Genomic DNA, 16,310 nt, shown 5'->3' on the forward strand with positions numbered 1-16,310 from the left:
ATAAGGAATAAATTATGAAATTACCATCTTCAAGTGCAACTGAACTGAACAAAGCGAACATGGAGCACATGGTTTCAATGAAGGACTTCTCTGTAGAAGAGATGGACAACATGATGGAACTGATGACTTACCTGAAGGAAGCGCGTCGTGACAATGCGATCCCACAGCTATTCAAAGGTAAGTCAGTAGGTATGATCTTCGAAGCAGGTTCGACTCGTACTCGTGTGTCTTTCGAAGTTGCAGCAACACTGTTGGGCGGCCACGCGCTATTCCTCTCTCCGAAAGATATCCACCTGGGTGGTAAAGAGTCTATCGATGATACTTCTCGCGTACTATCTCGTATGTGTGATGTGATCATGGCGCGTACTAACAGCCCTGAAACACTAGATGGCCTGCTAGAGATGTCTACTGTACCTGTTATCAACGGCCTGGACACTCGCTTCCACCCAACTCAGATGTTGGCTGACCTATACACAATCAAAGAGCACATCACTGATGGTCGTACGCTGTCTGATTTGACTTTGGCGTTTATGGGTGATGCAACAGACGTATGTCGTTCTTTGATGTTGACTTGTGCTAAATACGGTATGGGCTTCAAGCAAATCGGTCCTAAGAAATATCAGATGGAACAAGAGTGGGTTGAGCTTGCAGAGTCTTTCTGCAAAGAGTCTGGCGGTCACATTGAAATCACTGACGATGTTGAAAGAATCAGCGAGTGTGACGTGGTTTATGGCGACAGCTTCTACTGGGTTACTCAGATGGACGAGAAAGAAGAGCGTCTAGCTGCATTTATGCCAGACTACGTGATCACTGAAGAGCTAATGGCGAAAGCGAAGCCAGGTGCAATGCTTCTTCACTGCCTACCAGCAAACGACAAAGAAGAAGTGACTCGTGGCGCTCTGGAAAGTGAATACTCTGTCGCATTCGACGAAGCAGAAAACCGCTTAACGGCGCAGATGGCTATTCTGGTTTACTTCACTCACAAGCACGCAATTGTACCAACGGAAGAAACTATTAAGCATCACGAAGATAAGATCAATAATTTCCTAGCAGGCCTATAATAACAATATATTTTCCACGAAGTTTTAGCAGCGACCATGTCGCTGCTTTTTTAGTTCTGAAGCCCAATTAAAAAACCGCCTTATCGAAGGCGGTTTTGTGTATTAGTTTCGGAAAAATCTACGCAGTTTTTACCTGAAACTGCTGCATCAGCGTTCTTAGTTCCGCAGCCAGAGTTGCTAACTCCTCACTTGAACGAGCAGTATGTTCTGATGTACCTAATACTTCAGTACCTGAATGAGTGATATCAATGACGCTCTGGTTTATCTCTTCTGCTGCGGCAGATTGCTGTTCACAAATAGCCGCAATTTCCATCGTCATACCGTCAATCTCTTCAACGGAACGGTTAATCGTTTCGATAGACTGACTGGCAGATTCCGCATTCTGTGCACTATCACACACCATCTGGCTACTTTGCTCGATTACCGAGACCGCACTACCAGTTTTAGATTGTAGTGCTTCGATCAGTCGGTGTATTTCCGTTGTTGTCTGCTGAGTTCTTTGTGCAAGGTGACGAACTTCATCGGCAACAACGGCAAAACCTCGGCCTTGTTCTCCTGCTCGTGCTGCTTCAATAGCCGCATTTAGTGCGAGAAGGTTTGTTTGTTCTGCGATTTCAGTAATGTTGACAACAAACTGATCAATGGCGTGGCTTTCATCGTTTACCGATTTCACCTGGCTTGCTGCTTCCTGAATCTGAGTAACCAAACGTTCAATTTGAACCTGATTTTCAGAAACTAGCTGAGCACCTTGTTCTGCCTCTTTGGTGGCTTCACTTGTTGTAGATGCGGTTCTGATAGCACTATCGGCTACCTGTTGAATCGTGGTCGACATTTCTGTCATCGCAGATACTACATGTTCAGTGTTTAACTGCTGCGATCCAACCGCCTGGTTGGTTTGCTCGGAAGCCGCGGCCATCTCTTCAGCGAGCGCAGCTATCTGACCAGAGGAGTTCAGGATTTGCATAATAGTCGAGTTCAGGTTAGACGCCATAGCGTTCATAGCATCTAATAACTGGCCTGTTTCATCTTTTGTTTCACTTTCTAATGATACCTGCAAATTTCCTTTTGCGAGCTGATTAGAAGCGTGAACCGCTTTACGTATGGACTTGGTCAAAGTACGAGTGCTGAGAGTGCCAAGAAGCAGACCAATGAGCAGACCCAAAATACCGATGATAACCATTCCTTTAACAGCGGTCTTTTCATGCTCTTCAGTTTGTATAAGCGCATGAGCCGTTAGCTTTTCAATATTGACTAAGAAAGTACCCAGGTGATCATTCAACTCACTTTGCAGATGCTCTAGTTGATCAAGTAGCGCGTTGGCAGCATCGATGCGATTATTTTCAACATGTGAAATCAGGGTGTCTGCCTGAGAGACATAAGAACTGTGCTCTTTCTCTAACGCCAGTAAAGAAGTTTGGAGTGCAGCGATCTCTTGTTCAAGGTTTTGCGAACTAGCGTGTTGACCAGCGACTCTTAAAATATTCTCGGCAGATTTCAGCTCTTTATCGATTTCCGCGTTGATACTTCTGAACTGGTTAAACAGAATAGAACTGGTTTTGTTTTCCATCCCCCCAGTGAGCCCTTCTGCTCGCAAAGACTTTTCAAGAAGTATTGCCCCTTCTAACTGTTTCGTGGTCACTGACGTTGTTATGTCTGTCAGTGGAATGTCTTCGTCTATGATGCTTTGCAACTCGACGCTAATGCGTTGCATCTGAACATAGCCAAATCCTGCTATTCCGACCATTATGCTCAGAAGGATCGTCACCAAAGCAATCATCTTGGATTTAATAGTCAGGTTGTTGTAAAACTGTAACATCTATATGCCTTGCCAAATTGTTGTGTGCTGTTTAGTTTCTTATGCGCTCAATTTCATTAATCCAACTGACTTTATTTAGCGTATTCGATTTATGGTTACTTTATTATTACCAAATAAGCTAATTAAAATTTATTTATATTTTTCAGTTAGATAAATGATTTCACGGTGTCTTGGTATTTTTAGGGTGCGTTATACTATATCAATTGTGAGACTGATTTATTGACCTGAGTACAAGAAATACTCAATTAATTAGTATGATGAATAAGTTAGAAGTTCATCTAGTAGCTTACGTGATTGCGTTAGTGATACAGGTATCAATATGTTTTTTCCTTCTGCTTAACTATGATATCTGTGACCAGGGAAATCTTTAGTATGTCCAAACTTGCTATAGTTAGTTAAGTGACGTCAGTTATATGAACTGACGATAGATAGAGGCGAATAGTGCAGGCATTTTGGGTTAGGTTATTTGTATGTTTTTTCTTGATACCGTTGAATGTAAGTTCAGCGGGGGCTGAAAATGCAACACTAAGCAATCTACAGTTCTACACAGAGGAGTACCCACCCTATAATTTCAGTGAAGGTGAGCAGGTTAGAGGCATTGCCGTCGATTTATTGATGGAGTTGGCGAAGCAAATGAACTCGGGTATTTCCCGTGATTCGATACATGTCTGGCCTTGGGCTCGTTCATACCGTACGGTGAGAGATAGACAAGGTACAGTTTTATTTTCTACCGCCAGGATTCCACTTCGTGAAAACTTGTTTCAATGGGCTGGACCTATAGCACCTACCCGAATTGTTTTATTGGGTAAAAAGCGCAAGCGAATTACTATTTCCGAAAAAGAGCAACTCAATAAGTATTTCTTTGGTGCCATTATTGATGACGTCGGGGAGCAGTTGATTTTGGATGCAGGTGTACCCGAAAATCAGATTGAAACAGCATACTCACCCGTTGCACTTGCTCAGATGCTAGAGCACGAACGTATTGATTTGTGGGCATACGAAGAGAGAGTTGCATTGTGGGCAATACAAAATGCGGGTTATCAGGCGAGTGATTATGAAGTAGTCTATGTTTTGGATACTGTTGATATGTACTACGCTTTTAACAATGAAGTACCAAAGGAGACGGTACAAGCGTTTCAAAAAGCATTGGACAGCATAAAGCAGAGAAAAGGCGAAGACCTTAATTCTGTATACGACACTATTATTAAAAAATACCAATATTAAATAAGTACACAAATAAAAGTACGATAATTACCAGTTGGCAGGAAACTCAATGACTAAATACAATTTTGATGGCGCTATAGAGCGCAAGGGGACCTATTCCGCAAAGTGGGAGTGCATGAACCTGATATCACCCCACACTAATGAGGAAACACTCCCGATGTGGGTGGCTGATATGGATTTTTCCTGTCCGCCAGAAGTGTTAGACGCATTGCACAAAAGAGTGGATAACCAAATATTTGGTTATAGCATGGCGGATGACAACTATTATCTGAGCGTGCAAAGCTGGTTTCGACGTCGCTTTAACTGGGAAGTAGAGAAGAAGGACATTGTGATTACCAGTGGAATCCTTCCTGCACTTGAAAATCTCGTTGAGGCTTTTTCTGAACCTGAAGATGGCATCATTATCCAACCTCCTGTCTATCACAAGTTTGCTGACATCATTAATCAGAAACGTCGTACTATCGTGAATAACCCTTTGATTGACAACGAAGGTTATTACACTATCGACTTCGCTGATTTGGAGCTGAAAGCGAGCGATCCGAACAACAAAATTATGATGTTCTGCAGTCCGCACAATCCTGTTGGAAGGGTGTGGAGCGAAGATGAGTTACGCAGAGTTGGGGAGATTTGTCTGGCTAATAATGTTCTGCTCATCAGTGATGAAATCCACTTCGACCTAGTTAGGCAGGGTGTTATCCATACACCGTTAGCGACACTTTTCCCTGACGACAACCGAATCATTACTTGTACAGCCCCAAGTAAGACCTTTAATATGGCGGGGCTGCATATCTCGAATATCATCATCCGCAACGAAGATCATAAAAAGCGTTGGAATGAAATTGCGGGCTTTGGATTGCCCTCACCGCTTGGGCTTGCAGCCGCGACCGCAGCATACGAACACGGTGAAGAGTGGCTGGAAGCTCTGAAACTCTATCTGGACAACAACTTTCAGTTTGCCAAAGAATACCTCGATGAGCACTTGCCTCAACTTGGTTTTATTGTCCCTAATGGCACCTATTTTATCTGGCTAAATATGAGACGCCTTGGGCTCTCAGATAAAGAGCTGGACAACAAGTTTATTAAAGAAGCGAATGTTCTTCCTGAGGGGGGAACGATGTTCGGGGAGCAAGGTAGCGGTTATCAAAGACTCAATATCGCTTGCCCGCGCTCTACGCTTGAGGAAGGGTTAAACCGGATTGTACGGGCGTTCAAGTAAAGCCTTTTATTACAATGTTTATCAGTATAGTGTGCGTTACAACTCATTAACATATTAATCACATTGTGTTTGCCGTATGGTGGTGATAGTGTCCAAAAATCATACGGATTGATGGATTTTTAGCTGAGTATCCCTGCGAGGTTTGCTTGGTTAACTCAAAACACAATGAAGTGGGGATGAGAGTAGATGAGTATTGCAGGTAACAACGCTAATCTGGTGCAGCTCAATGACTTCCAAAATGAGATGCTACTGCTGCTTAATTCGAGTTTACAAGTTTCTAAGCTAGCGAGCTATCTGGTGGACGAACGAGCCAGACCTATCTGTTATCAGACGTCGAAAATCCAGCCGTCAATGCACCGCGACTATATCGAACATTTCTATAAAGAAGATCCGCTTTATCCTGAGCACTTTAAATCTGCCAGTGATCGCATCGTTAAAATGAGTGATTTGGTTTCGCCAATCAGGCAACGTACTCACGCTTACTACCAGGACTTCATCAGGCCCTGGAAAGTGAACGAGATTGTTGAGCTATATTTTTATCACAACAACAATCTGATTGGCGGTGCATCTCTGTTTTTTGACCAAACTGTTCAGGTCCCCGATAAAGATGACATTGTTCGCTTGGGAGCTCTTCACAGGTACATCGAGTTCAGCTTAGGGCAACAGTTAAACACCGTAACCCAGATGAGCTTTGATGACTTTTGCGACAACTACTCACTGACAAAAAAGGAGCGTGTTGTCCTTCAGCTAGCGATACAAGGGTTAGCAAACAAAGAGATGGCTCAGCAATTGATTTGTAGCTTGTCTACGGTGAAAACACACCTGCAGCATCTTTTTGCCAAGCTGGAAGTAAACAGTAAAGTAGAAATGGTCAATAAAGTTTATAGCTCTAAGTGCATCATGTAAGCCAGAGCAGTCAAACCACGTAATAAACATGCAAAACAAAGGGGCTAATTCAGCCCCTAATTCTTAGGCTATTTATTGATATTCACGACCTGAAGTTGGCTATTTTCCAACAACCCCTCCAGTCCAAACTCAACACCAAAACCAGACATCTTACAGCCGCCAAATGGTGCGTGAGGCAGTACTTCCGCATGACCATTGATCCAGACCGATCCGCATTCTAGCTTAGAAGCAAGCTCACACGCTTTTTCGGTGTCCCCCCAAACGGAGCCGCCAAGACCTACGTCACTATCATTAGCCATTGCGAGGGCTTCTTCTACACTAGAGTATTTAATGACGGGCAGAGCCGGGCCAAACTGTTCTTTGGCAACGATAGCCATATCTTGCGTTGTATTGCCCACAATCGTTGGTGGATAGAGGTACCCTGGTTTTTCTAATCGGTTGCCACCACTGTATATGGTCGCACCGGACGATTTTGCCTGTTCGACTAACGCCATTACTTTCTCTAGCTGAACCGAGTTTTGTATTGGGCCGAATGTGGATTGTTCATTTAGACCGTCAGCTACCACTTGTTTTTCTGCAAGTTCGGCAAGCAACTGGCAGAGCTCATCATGTTGAGACTCGTGAACGTAGAGACGCTTAAGAGCCGCACAAGTTTGTCCCATATTGATAAAGGCAGTATTAAACAACCCCTCAGCTATCGAGTTAAGATCTGTCCCCGGAAGCACAATACCGGCATCATTGCCCCCGAGTTCAAGAGTCAGCCTCTTAAGGTTTGTGGCGGCAGATTGCATGATGTTTTGTCCGGTTTGAGTCGAGCCAGTAAAGACAATCTTGTTTATCCCTTGATGTTCGGTCATCGCTTTACCGATCTGACCGTCACCAGAAACGACATTAAATACACCATCTGGTAATACTCCCTGCAATAGCTCTCCAAGCAGCAGAGTATTCACCGGAGTGTATTCGGACGGTTTGTTAATCACCGTATTGCCCATTCTTAGTGCAGGAATGATATGCCAGATAGCGATCATCAGTGGCCAGTTCCACGGTGTAATTGAACCTACTACCCCCACTGGTTTACGGTGGCCTTCGATGCGTTTATTCGGAGAATCTTCGTAAACCTCCACTGGAATTTCGATGCCAGCAGTATAGCGAGTCCAGGCGATAGCGCCTCCGACTTCCATATGAGCCAGTGCCAGAGGTTTTCCCTGCTCCTGAACAATGGTCGTTGCCAGATCATCCGCATTTTGCTCAATGGTATCTGCGATCTTGTTGAGATAAGCGTCTCTTTCTTTTTGCGTCAGAGTACTCCAACTAGGGTAAGCGTTTTGAGCAGCTTCGACTGCGCTGTCAAGCTGAGATGAAGATGCACAAGGTGCGGTAAAAGCGATGGTTTCATTCGCTGGGTTGAGAACGTTAAGAGAAGGCATCTCTCCCATTACCGATTGTCCGTTAATCGTTAGTCCTGGATTATTCATGATTTATTCCTTTCGTTGTCACTGACTGTTTCTGATTTAGGTTTATGGTTGAGCTTTTATTTTGTTTGTCTTTAAACATGCTAAAGATAAATAGGATGACAGAGAGGCAAATCAGGCCCAACAGTGCGAGGCTGATTGGCCTTTCAATAAATATGGAAAGGTCCCCATTCGAAACCCCTAAGGCCTGTTTGCTGCGAGTGACAAACACTGGTCCTAGTACCAGCCCAAGAATGATGGGAACGGCCGGGATGTTTTCGCGTTTTAGAATGTAGCCAAACACAGCGAAACCAAGAGCGATTAATGCATCCGAGAACTGATAGTTTTGGCTGTAACTGCCGACAAAACCGAGCACGAGTATGACTGCACCAATAAAGCGGCCTCGAATACGGGTAAGGTTTACGATCCATTTGCTGGTGAAAGTCAGATATAAGAACGCCACTATGTTGATGAGAAACAGCGAAATATACAGGCCGGAAATAAACTCGGGTCTCTCGGCAAACAATGTTGGACCAGGTGTATAGTTGTGAACCATAAACACCGATAGCAGCATCGCCATCATTGCATCCGCTGGAATACCAAACGCAAGCAAAGGAATCATTACTGATGCGGTTACCGCGTTGTTGGAGGTTTCAGATGCGATGAGACCTTCTTCGGCGCCTTTGCCAAACTGCTCCGGCTTCTTAGAGAATTTCTGAGCAAGCGTATAAGAGAAGAACTGAGAACCGAACTCTCCGACTCCAGGTAATAAGCCCATAAACACGCCGAGTGCAGCTGAACGAATCACAGTGATCTTGTACTTCAAAACAGTAAAGATGCCGGAAAATCGGCCCTTACCTTCGTATTTGGTGACTTTAGAGTCGTTACCTTTCTGGGAAAGCAGAACAAACGCCTGAGACATAGCAAACAGACCTATGACTGTCGGCACCAACGGGATTCCACTCATCAACCATTCCTGCTCGAAAGTATAAGTTAAGGTGTTGTAAGAGCGATCGATTCCTACAGAGCCTAAGAATATACCGAGTCCTAACATCATGGCGGCAGCAAAGGCCTGACGGTAGTGGGCCATGACGACAAAAATCATCCCTAGTGCTGCAAGCATCGCAAATTCAGCTGATCCAAAATGATTGGCTACCTGAGACAACACCGGAGCCAACAAAACCAGTGAAAGTACACTGATGATTCCGCCAATAAACGACGAAGAATAGGCAATGGAAAGCGCCCGTTTGCCTTCTCCTTTCTGGGTCATTGGATAGCCGTCGTAAGTTGTCAGTACGGCCACTGGTGTTCCGGGTGTATTCATCAAGATGGCCGGAATAGCCCCGCCATACCAGGCGCCACCATAAACACCGAGAAGAAGTGTTACACCGGGAAGCGGATCAAGTGTAAAGGTCAAAGGCAGAAGAATAGCGATAACGCCCGCTGGTTCCAGTCCGGGAATTGAGCCAATAGATACGCCAAGAAGCGCACCAAACAGGATTGCTATCAGCACATTGGCTGAAAGAATTTCATTTAAACCAAGAAGGATGATATCCATTGTAATTCAGTGCTCCTTCAGTGTTATAAATACATGTTTGCGAAATCAGATAGCTCTGCAGGTAACAGAGAGTAGAGCCATACATCGGGTAGCCAAAAGCTGACAAGTACGCGAAAAACCAGAATCATAATAAGGACGGTTAAACCAGAAATCAGAACCCAAAAGCGGGTAAACAGATTGCTGATCCACAACATGGTCAGGACGAAAATCAGGCTTGAGGGAGCAAACCCCAGTACTGAAAGGCTGCTGACATAAAGCATGAAAAACAGACTTATTATGATTGCGGTTCGATAGTTGCTTATGGCATTAAAGGTAAGCTCAACAGGGTTAATATTCTTCAGGCAGTTTATGTGTTTAGCGGTATTGAACAGCAGATACACACCACTAAAAAAGTTGATCACAATTAGGCCAACAAATGGCGCGACATAAGGCTGTGTGTACCAGCCATGAGCCTTAAGCACTTCTTTTGCCTGATAAGGTTGCAGCAACATCAGCGTAAGCGAACCTAAAAACGAAAGCAGATAGAAATAGTAATGTGATGGCAACTGGCTATCTGTCGATGTTTCGGTTTTTGACGATTTGATTTTGATTTCTTTAATTTCCACGTCACTCTGACCTCATAAAAAGTCGGGGCGAAATAATCTGTATTTCGCCCCGAGTTGTTAGTTCATATAATCCAGCAGATCTTTCGCACTTTCGAAGTCATTGCTAATGACTTCCTGAGCTTTGTCACCACCAATCCAGAACACGCTTGCCCCTGTGTTTGCACTGATCTCAGCAACTTTGTCTGTCTTCAGAGCCGACTGTGCAATTTCAGCGATACGATTTTTCACTTTGTCAGAGGTGCCTTTTTTGACGAACAAGCCATTCCATGTCGTTTGTGAAACGCCTGTTTGTTCTTTTAGTGTCGGAACATCCGGGCTAAGGCTCAGCCTTTCATGTGTGATAGAAGCGATGATCTTTACATCACCCGATTTCAGACAAGACAAAATGGTCTGCGTCACTGTGTTGATAACGGTGGCATCACCATTAGCCAGTGTGGAACAGTTGATGGAATCGAAAGGGGCGTTAGACGAAAACTGAAGACCGATTTTATCTGCCGCTTTAAATGTGATTGCTGTCGGTAAGGCCTGATAGCCAAAGTGAGCCAGAGAAACAGGGTTAGACTTAGAGTACTCCGCAAGCTCTTCCATGTTGTTGTATGGCGCATCGGCTTTCGCAGCAATAACAAATGGATAGTCAAGGAAGATACCGACCGGTTCGAATGTATCTTGATTAAATGGGGCGTTCCCGGACAAAATCTGAGTGGTTAGCAGGTCTGCAACAAACGAACCGATGGTCAGTCCGTCAGGCCTTGCTCGGGAGACTTCAGAAGCTCCGATAATACCGCCAGCACCTGGTTTGTTTACCACAGTCGCCGGTTTACCAGTTTCTTTTGACATCTCCTCTGCAATTAGACGAGTGAGAATATCCTCAAGATCGCCCGGAGGCCATGGAACAATGTATTTAACCGGGCGGTTCGGGTACTCCGCTGCACTTGCTGCGGTTGATGCCAGAAATACCGACATAAATAGCGTCAAAATCGTCGTAAGTTTCTTCATGACAAATCCTTATATCTCACTAATCCGTTTAGAGTGTGTTGTTAGATTTAACGATTCTCAGTGCCGACGAGCGGTACGATAAGTACAGGCACCTGAGATTTCTGCAGAACTTTCTGAGCGGTGGAGCCGAGAAATACGCGCGAAAGTGCACTGGCTTCCCGGCTACCCATTACAATCATTCCTGATTGGTATTGAATAGATGCGTCAATAATCACTTTGTCGGCCTGACCAAACTGGATATTGACGGAAAACTCGGGTAGCTCATCAAGTGCAGAAAATTCTTGTGTGACAAAACGATGGATGCGCGCTTTGATATCTGACACCAGTACCTCTTTATGTTGCTCAGAGTGAGTTTGCTCAATGCTCTTTGGCAAAAGAGAGTGAGAAACATCGGGAGTTACCTTGTTCACCTTATCAACCGCGTGAACGTAGATGATTTCTGCGTCGTGCTTTATTGCCTCTTGCACTGCGACATGAAAAGCACTTCGGCTTCCTTTCCCGATATCTGATGCATAAATAATGGTGTCTACTTTGTTTCTCATTGCACGTTCCATCTTTGAGTGACGGTTTCATTACAGGTGAAGTTGGGGTTGAAAGAAATCAGCCATAAGTATGAGAAGTTAAATAAATGTAAATTTGTGGTTATTTATTTTTACATCTCAGCCTAACGGTTGATATTCGTGCTGAATCCTCCGTGCTTAGATAAAAAGGTCTGAAGCGCAACAAAAGGAATTAGGATGAGGCATTTAGATTCTCTTACTTACTACGCTGCGACCAAGAAATATGATCTGAGCTTTCCGAGGTTGACGGAAGATCTGGAAGCTGACGTCGTGATTATTGGTGGTGGATTCACAGGAGTTAACACAGCATTAGAGCTTGCCGAAAAAGGCATAACCAATACGGTGATTCTGGAAGGCCGTTATCTGGGGTACGGAGGTACAGGGCGCAATGGTGGCCAGATAATGGCTGGTCTTGGTCATGATTTAGACACGGTCAAAAAACATGTTGGCCCTGAAGGAATGGAAGAGCTGTTTAAGATTGGCAATCTGGGCGCTGCCATAATTAAATCGCGAGTCGAGAAGTACAACATTGATGCAGATTTCCGCCACGGCTACGCCTATTTAGGAAGTAACTCCAGACAAGAGAAGACACTTCGAGCCTGGGAGAAGGAGTTCAAGGCTGTTTCCCCCGATGAAGACATCGAACTGTTAACCGGTTCGGATGTTAAGAAGGTGGTGGGCTCCGAGGCTTATAGCTGCGCGCTTAAGCACATGGGAGCAGGGCATGTGCATTCGCTTAACCTGTTATTGGGTGAAGCCAAAGCACTGACAGAGCTATATGACGTAAAGATATTTGAGAACTCGATGGCGATCTCTGTGGAGTATGGTTCAACAGTGACCGTTCGGACACCGACAGGCAGTGTGAAAGCGAAGAAGCTCCTTTGGGCATGTAATGGCTTTTTGGAAGGGATGGAGCCAAACCTGCACAAAAAGACCATTAATACCTATGCATTTCAGTTGGCAACAGAGCCGCTTTCCGATGAGTTGATCGAGCAGATCAGCCCAATCAGAGGGGCGTACAGTGATATCAGGCCAGTGATTGATTACTACCGGGTAACTAACGAAAACCGATTGTTATTTGGCGCGGCAACACGTGCGTTGGAATATGTTCCAAAAGATCTTAAGGCATGGAACAGGGAGCAGATGTTGAAGATTTTCCCTTATCTGGACAAGGTTAACATCGAGCTCGCATGGGGAGGTCCACTCTGTTGCAGCGCTAATCTTTTCCCTCAGCTTGGCACATTGGACGGAATGGATAACGTGTTCTACGTACAGGGTTACTCGGGCTTTGGCGTCACACCAAGCCATATCGTTTGCAAAGTATTAGCGGAAGGGATGAGCGAAAAAACAGACCGTTACGAGCTTATCAGCAGTATTCCTCACGTTAATGTTTTGGGTAAAGACTATATTGCACCAGCGCTGTTAACCAGCGGTAAGGTATGGCATCAGATTTCAGGCTACTGGATGGGTCGAAGATAGGCCTCTTAATTTCAGCTTCTAAACACAAGGAAACAACATGAAACCAATATTATTGAATGGAACTCTTCCTGAAATGGCGGAGATCGGCAGTGTTACAAATTTAGGCTCAACGGTGATTTCCGGAGAGCCGCAGGCCAGTATCGCTATGGTTGACGGTGCTCCTGAGGATAGCGTTGCTTGCGGTATCTTTAAATGTACTCAAGGGGTTTTCTCAATGCAGTACCCCTTTACAGAGCACGCGACAGTACTGGAAGGAAAACTCAAACTTAAAAACCTGGATACCGGTGAAGAGACAACATTCGGCCCTGGTGACTCTTGGTTTGTGAATCAGGGCAGCAAAATAGAATGGCATATTCTCTCTGACTACTTTGTTAAGCACTATCTATCTGTCGCATCTTAACAAGTAAATATAGGGTTATTTAGAGAGCAGCGTACCCGTTTTATTTGGGTACGCTTTTTTCGTTCTGTTACCCAAAAAACTTATCGTAAGGAAGGTAAATCAGGTTCGACAAGATAAGGAGTAGCTGGCTTAACAGAGTTAGGATCATGCCTTTTTTGCGACCACCAAGCGTGTCTTTTAACACAGCTTGACCATGCATGACTCTCCCGATGACAAGGAGCAATCCAGATAGATGAATCAGCCAGATGTTCCCACCGTTAAGTTCCAACAAAATCATTAGAATTATGGTGATTGGGATGGTATCTACCGCGTTTCCGTGGGCAGAGCGTGCAATTTGCAGTTCTTTTACTCCGCCATCAGCGTAGGCGATTTTTCCGGCACGACGTTGTTTGATGACCTGAAAGGTAAGCCAGATCATAATGAGCATCAGCAATGATGCGTAGAGAGCAGTTATCATTTTATCTCCTGACGTTTTTTGCTCAGTATATATTCAAGTAACGTCAAGATGCAGCTCTGAACTCTGCATCTTGAGGTTACTTGAGTATAGTGTATATATAATTCATCATACTTATAAATTCTACCTGTCTGTTATTCAGTTCTTTCTATAAAAGCTGCGTTTTTGAACACTAATTCACTTGGGATTCACCCTCCATAATATATTGTTTTTTGTTGTTTAATCCAGATAACCGAGGAAACGAGAATGAACAAAAGACACGTACTTTTTACCGCGATGGTAGTGAGTGGAGCAGTTTCAGCACAAGGTGGTGAAGGGCGTTTTGACCAGCAAGGTTTAGGGGGAGAACTTACACTATTCACTGGTTTTTCGAGCTCGGAAAGCAATTTGAGTACAGACTCAAGAAAAACCATTGATTCTCTTAATAAATCTGCAGATTCAGAAACTGAATTTATGGCCGCTCCTTTCGGACAATTTCGCTACACCTTTGGAAAGCAGCAGGTCTTTGCAGGTATGTCTCGATCCGATATTGTTGAGGGTGTAATGGCCTTAGAGTTTGGCTATGCGTTTGAACTTGCCGATGAGTCTGCGCTGTCGTTCTCTTACCTTCCGACTGTGGTTAACGGTGAAGTATGGGAGGATCCTTACCTTCTCAATAGTGCCAGAGAGAAGACGGATGTATCAGGAAATGCTTACCGTATCCAATACGAAAATATCGGCGGAATCGGTATTGATACAAGCTTTGCCTATTACGACAGAGACGTAGACAAAGAACTATCTGGTGGCAGCAATGATCTTTTAAAACGAGATGGTGATGGCTATCTGATAGAGGTTTCTACGGGTGTCCCACTGAGTCAGTCTGTTTTTCTTATGCCTTCACTGAGCTACCACAAGTTCAACGCCGACGGTAAAGCAATGGCATTTGATAAGTATGAATTTGGAGCAACAGCAATGTACATGCTTGATAGGCATGCTTTGTCTCTGAATGCTGGTTACTTTAAATCGAGTTACGATGCAGAGAACCCACTCTTCACCAAAACCCGCGAAGACAACGGTTATCAGTTGAACTTTGCTTACGAATACAGCGATTTTTTCGGCTGGCAGGATTTCGGTTTTAACGTTTTAGCCGGGTATGAAGTTCAGGACTCCAACATCACTTTTTATGATGAAAAAGGATGGATGATTGGTATGGGTATCAGTTATTTGTTCTAGGTTATTGTGCTAAAAATTGCCCCACTAACGTTTGGTTAATGGGGCCTCTGATTAACGAAGTAATAGAGTTTGCTCATTAAACTAATCGCGCTTGCTAGGGCAGTTGAAGGCGAGCTAACACACCACCTTCTCGCTTCTGGATATCAATGTTCCATCCAAGTTTATCGCAAACTTTCTCGGTGAGTTCTAGCCCAAAACCGAAGCTAATTTCGTATTCTTCCCCAAGCTGTTCTGTTTCGGAGTTTTCAACGGTTATGTAGTTGTCTTCGTAGCTTATTTTTACCCAGCCACAATGGGTGTACTGAAAAGCATTTCTAATCAGATTACCCACCACGATCATTACGGGTGTAACAGGTAACGCTCTTTCTGGTGAACCTTTGAACTCCTGTATAACCTCTACAGATTCGCCCTGAAGCAGATAATCTTGCTCCTCAATCAACTGTGTAATGATCTCTGGTATGCAGGCCAACGATTCCGTGGGCTGGTTGTCACTTTTGCGAGCTAGCCAGAGTAGGGTCTCTGTTATTTGTTGCATGTTGCTACCCGCTCTTTCAATTCTGGTCACCGGTACATTTGCCATTTCTGGTAACTCAATTCTCTCAAGAATCTCCATATTGGCACGAATGATGGCGATAGGTGTTCTTAGCTCATGACTTGCATGGGCAAGAAACTTTTTCTCTCGTTCAACCAGCTCAGCGTTCTTTCGCAAAGAGGTCTGAAGGCAGTCTGCTATTCGATTGTACTCATCGAACTTAAATTCCGGCTTTTTCTCAGTAAAGTTGGTTGATACTTCTTCCGCCCAATCAACCAGCTGCGAGGTTCTTTTTCCTACTTTGTGGTTGTAGTACCAGAGCATGAGTATGGTGAGAACTAAATAACCAGTTCCGATATAGAATACAATTCTAAGCCGAGTACTAAACCACTTCTCAGCCTGTTCTTCCACGGCATCTATGTCGTACTGCGCCATTGTATATAAGATTCGACCATCGTGGAGTGTATGACGGTGAGCGATGATTATTGGGTCTTCGTCTCTCCCATCGGGGAGCTCTTCATCTCCCATTGCTATCTGGAAGTTACCGTCAGAAAAGTCCATGTACTCCAATAGGTTGTTCCCGCGCACATAGACTTCAGGTAGCTCATCATAAGCAAAGCGGGTGACATAGGTAGAGGGAAGTGGAATGGTCGGATCTTTTTCATAAGCTTTTGCAAAAGCGGCACTTTCGGTAAGCAGTCGAAGTTTTGCTGAGTCTTCCAGACCCGACTCAAAGTATTCAAGCATCAGATTTGCGAAGACAAAAATGGTAACGATAGCTATCCCAAAAAAGAACGATGAAAGGCGGTTTCTGATCGCCAGATTTTGAAATATTTTCAT

The 16,310-nt window shown here is 44.4% G+C and carries 15 protein-coding genes; 7 read left to right on the plus strand and 8 right to left on the minus strand.

All coding sequences use genetic code 11. The features are described from left to right. The first annotated feature begins 14 nt into the window (after positions 1-14). Positions 15-1,061 carry an ornithine carbamoyltransferase gene (argF, locus tag SNR28_RS16460; RefSeq protein WP_375753752.1) on the plus strand — a complete coding sequence of 349 codons (1,047 nt, stop codon included), beginning with the start codon at positions 15-17 and terminating at the stop codon, positions 1,059-1,061. A gap of 118 nt (positions 1,062-1,179) precedes the next feature. Here argF and SNR28_RS16465 read toward each other — a convergent pair whose 3' ends face one another. Further along, positions 1,180-2,877, minus strand: coding sequence for a methyl-accepting chemotaxis protein (locus SNR28_RS16465; RefSeq protein ID WP_375753753.1), 1,698 nt, complete (start codon positions 2,875-2,877; stop codon positions 1,180-1,182). A 489-nt stretch (positions 2,878-3,366) separates the two neighbouring features. Between SNR28_RS16465 and SNR28_RS16470 the strand changes: the two genes are divergently transcribed. The 3 genes from SNR28_RS16470 (at position 3,367) to SNR28_RS16480 (ending at position 6,223) form a co-directional block, all read left to right on the plus strand. Beyond that, entirely contained in the window at positions 3,367-4,101 is a 735-nt protein-coding gene (locus SNR28_RS16470; RefSeq protein WP_375753754.1) for a substrate-binding periplasmic protein, read from the plus strand. A 49-nt stretch (positions 4,102-4,150) separates the two neighbouring features. After that, positions 4,151-5,317 (plus strand): MalY/PatB family protein, encoded by a 1,167-nt coding sequence (locus tag SNR28_RS16475; RefSeq protein WP_375753755.1) that lies wholly within the window; start codon positions 4,151-4,153, stop codon positions 5,315-5,317. A gap of 186 nt (positions 5,318-5,503) precedes the next feature. Then, on the plus strand, positions 5,504-6,223 hold the full coding sequence (locus tag SNR28_RS16480) for a helix-turn-helix transcriptional regulator (protein ID WP_375753756.1): 720 nt from the start codon (positions 5,504-5,506) through the stop codon (positions 6,221-6,223). 68 nt (positions 6,224-6,291) lie between these two features. Here the strand turns inward: SNR28_RS16480 and SNR28_RS16485 are convergent, their stop codons facing one another. The 5 genes from SNR28_RS16485 to SNR28_RS16505 all read right to left on the minus strand — a co-directional run bounded on the left by SNR28_RS16485 (position 6,292) and on the right by SNR28_RS16505 (position 11,375). Continuing rightward, positions 6,292-7,698, minus strand: coding sequence for an aldehyde dehydrogenase family protein (locus SNR28_RS16485; RefSeq protein ID WP_375753757.1), 1,407 nt, complete (start codon positions 7,696-7,698; stop codon positions 6,292-6,294). Beyond that, positions 7,691-9,232, minus strand: a complete 1,542-nt coding sequence (locus SNR28_RS16490) for a tripartite tricarboxylate transporter permease (RefSeq protein WP_375753758.1) — start codon at positions 9,230-9,232, stop codon at positions 7,691-7,693. Before SNR28_RS16490 ends, SNR28_RS16485 begins: the two co-directional genes overlap by 8 nt. A gap of 23 nt (positions 9,233-9,255) precedes the next feature. After that, positions 9,256-9,837, minus strand: a complete 582-nt coding sequence (locus SNR28_RS16495; protein ID WP_375753759.1) for a hypothetical protein — start codon at positions 9,835-9,837, stop codon at positions 9,256-9,258. A gap of 57 nt (positions 9,838-9,894) precedes the next feature. Beyond that, positions 9,895-10,800: a tripartite tricarboxylate transporter substrate binding protein gene (locus SNR28_RS16500; protein ID WP_375754104.1), complete on the minus strand. Its 906-nt coding sequence runs from the start codon at positions 10,798-10,800 to the stop codon at positions 9,895-9,897. 80 nt (positions 10,801-10,880) lie between these two features. Beyond that, complete coding sequence (locus tag SNR28_RS16505) at positions 10,881-11,375, minus strand: universal stress protein (RefSeq protein ID WP_375753760.1); 495 nt, start codon at positions 11,373-11,375, stop codon at positions 10,881-10,883. 195 nt (positions 11,376-11,570) lie between these two features. On the opposite strand from SNR28_RS16505, the gene SNR28_RS16510 reads away from it, so the two are divergent. Together SNR28_RS16510 and SNR28_RS16515 are read left to right on the plus strand one after the other, a co-directional pair. Next, the gene (locus SNR28_RS16510; RefSeq protein WP_375753761.1) at positions 11,571-12,872 is read left to right on the plus strand and encodes an NAD(P)/FAD-dependent oxidoreductase; all 1,302 of its coding nucleotides are present in this window, start codon (positions 11,571-11,573) and stop codon (positions 12,870-12,872) included. Between the two features lie 37 nt (positions 12,873-12,909). Further along, positions 12,910-13,272 (plus strand): cupin domain-containing protein, encoded by a 363-nt coding sequence (locus SNR28_RS16515; RefSeq protein ID WP_375753762.1) that lies wholly within the window; start codon positions 12,910-12,912, stop codon positions 13,270-13,272. A 67-nt stretch (positions 13,273-13,339) separates the two neighbouring features. Here the strand turns inward: SNR28_RS16515 and SNR28_RS16520 are convergent, their stop codons facing one another. Further along, the gene (locus SNR28_RS16520) at positions 13,340-13,729 is read right to left on the minus strand and encodes an MAPEG family protein (protein ID WP_375753763.1); all 390 of its coding nucleotides are present in this window, start codon (positions 13,727-13,729) and stop codon (positions 13,340-13,342) included. Between the two features lie 243 nt (positions 13,730-13,972). On the opposite strand from SNR28_RS16520, the gene SNR28_RS16525 reads away from it, so the two are divergent. Continuing rightward, positions 13,973-14,938, plus strand: a complete 966-nt coding sequence (locus SNR28_RS16525; protein ID WP_375753764.1) for a DUF2860 domain-containing protein — start codon at positions 13,973-13,975, stop codon at positions 14,936-14,938. Between the two features lie 94 nt (positions 14,939-15,032). Here SNR28_RS16525 and SNR28_RS16530 read toward each other — a convergent pair whose 3' ends face one another. Further along, positions 15,033-16,310 (minus strand): histidine kinase dimerization/phospho-acceptor domain-containing protein, encoded by a 1,278-nt coding sequence (locus tag SNR28_RS16530; protein WP_375753765.1) that lies wholly within the window; start codon positions 16,308-16,310, stop codon positions 15,033-15,035.

Origin of the sequence: Vibrio iocasae, from assembly GCF_042245395.1 — a bacterium.
In the GTDB taxonomy this organism is placed as follows: domain Bacteria; phylum Pseudomonadota; class Gammaproteobacteria; order Enterobacterales; family Vibrionaceae; genus Vibrio; species Vibrio iocasae.

Coding starts and splice junctions, on each gene's coding strand:
- argF (WP_375753752.1), top strand. CDS start 15: ATGAAATTACCATCTTCAAGTGCAACTGAACTGAACAAAGCGAACATG.
- SNR28_RS16465 (WP_375753753.1), bottom strand. CDS start 2,877: ATGTTACAGTTTTACAACAACCTGACTATTAAATCCAAGATGATTGCT.
- SNR28_RS16475 (WP_375753755.1), top strand. CDS start 4,151: ATGACTAAATACAATTTTGATGGCGCTATAGAGCGCAAGGGGACCTAT.
- SNR28_RS16480 (WP_375753756.1), top strand. CDS start 5,504: ATGAGTATTGCAGGTAACAACGCTAATCTGGTGCAGCTCAATGACTTC.
- SNR28_RS16485 (WP_375753757.1), bottom strand. CDS start 7,698: ATGAATAATCCAGGACTAACGATTAACGGACAATCGGTAATGGGAGAG.
- SNR28_RS16490 (WP_375753758.1), bottom strand. CDS start 9,232: ATGGATATCATCCTTCTTGGTTTAAATGAAATTCTTTCAGCCAATGTG.
- SNR28_RS16500 (WP_375754104.1), bottom strand. CDS start 10,800: ATGTCGGTATTTCTGGCATCAACCGCAGCAAGTGCAGCGGAGTACCCG.
- SNR28_RS16505 (WP_375753760.1), bottom strand. CDS start 11,375: ATGAGAAACAAAGTAGACACCATTATTTATGCATCAGATATCGGGAAA.
- SNR28_RS16510 (WP_375753761.1), top strand. CDS start 11,571: ATGAGGCATTTAGATTCTCTTACTTACTACGCTGCGACCAAGAAATAT.
- SNR28_RS16515 (WP_375753762.1), top strand. CDS start 12,910: ATGAAACCAATATTATTGAATGGAACTCTTCCTGAAATGGCGGAGATC.
- SNR28_RS16520 (WP_375753763.1), bottom strand. CDS start 13,729: ATGATAACTGCTCTCTACGCATCATTGCTGATGCTCATTATGATCTGG.
- SNR28_RS16525 (WP_375753764.1), top strand. CDS start 13,973: ATGAACAAAAGACACGTACTTTTTACCGCGATGGTAGTGAGTGGAGCA.
- SNR28_RS16530 (WP_375753765.1), bottom strand. CDS start 16,310: ATGAAAATATTTCAAAATCTGGCGATCAGAAACCGCCTTTCATCGTTC.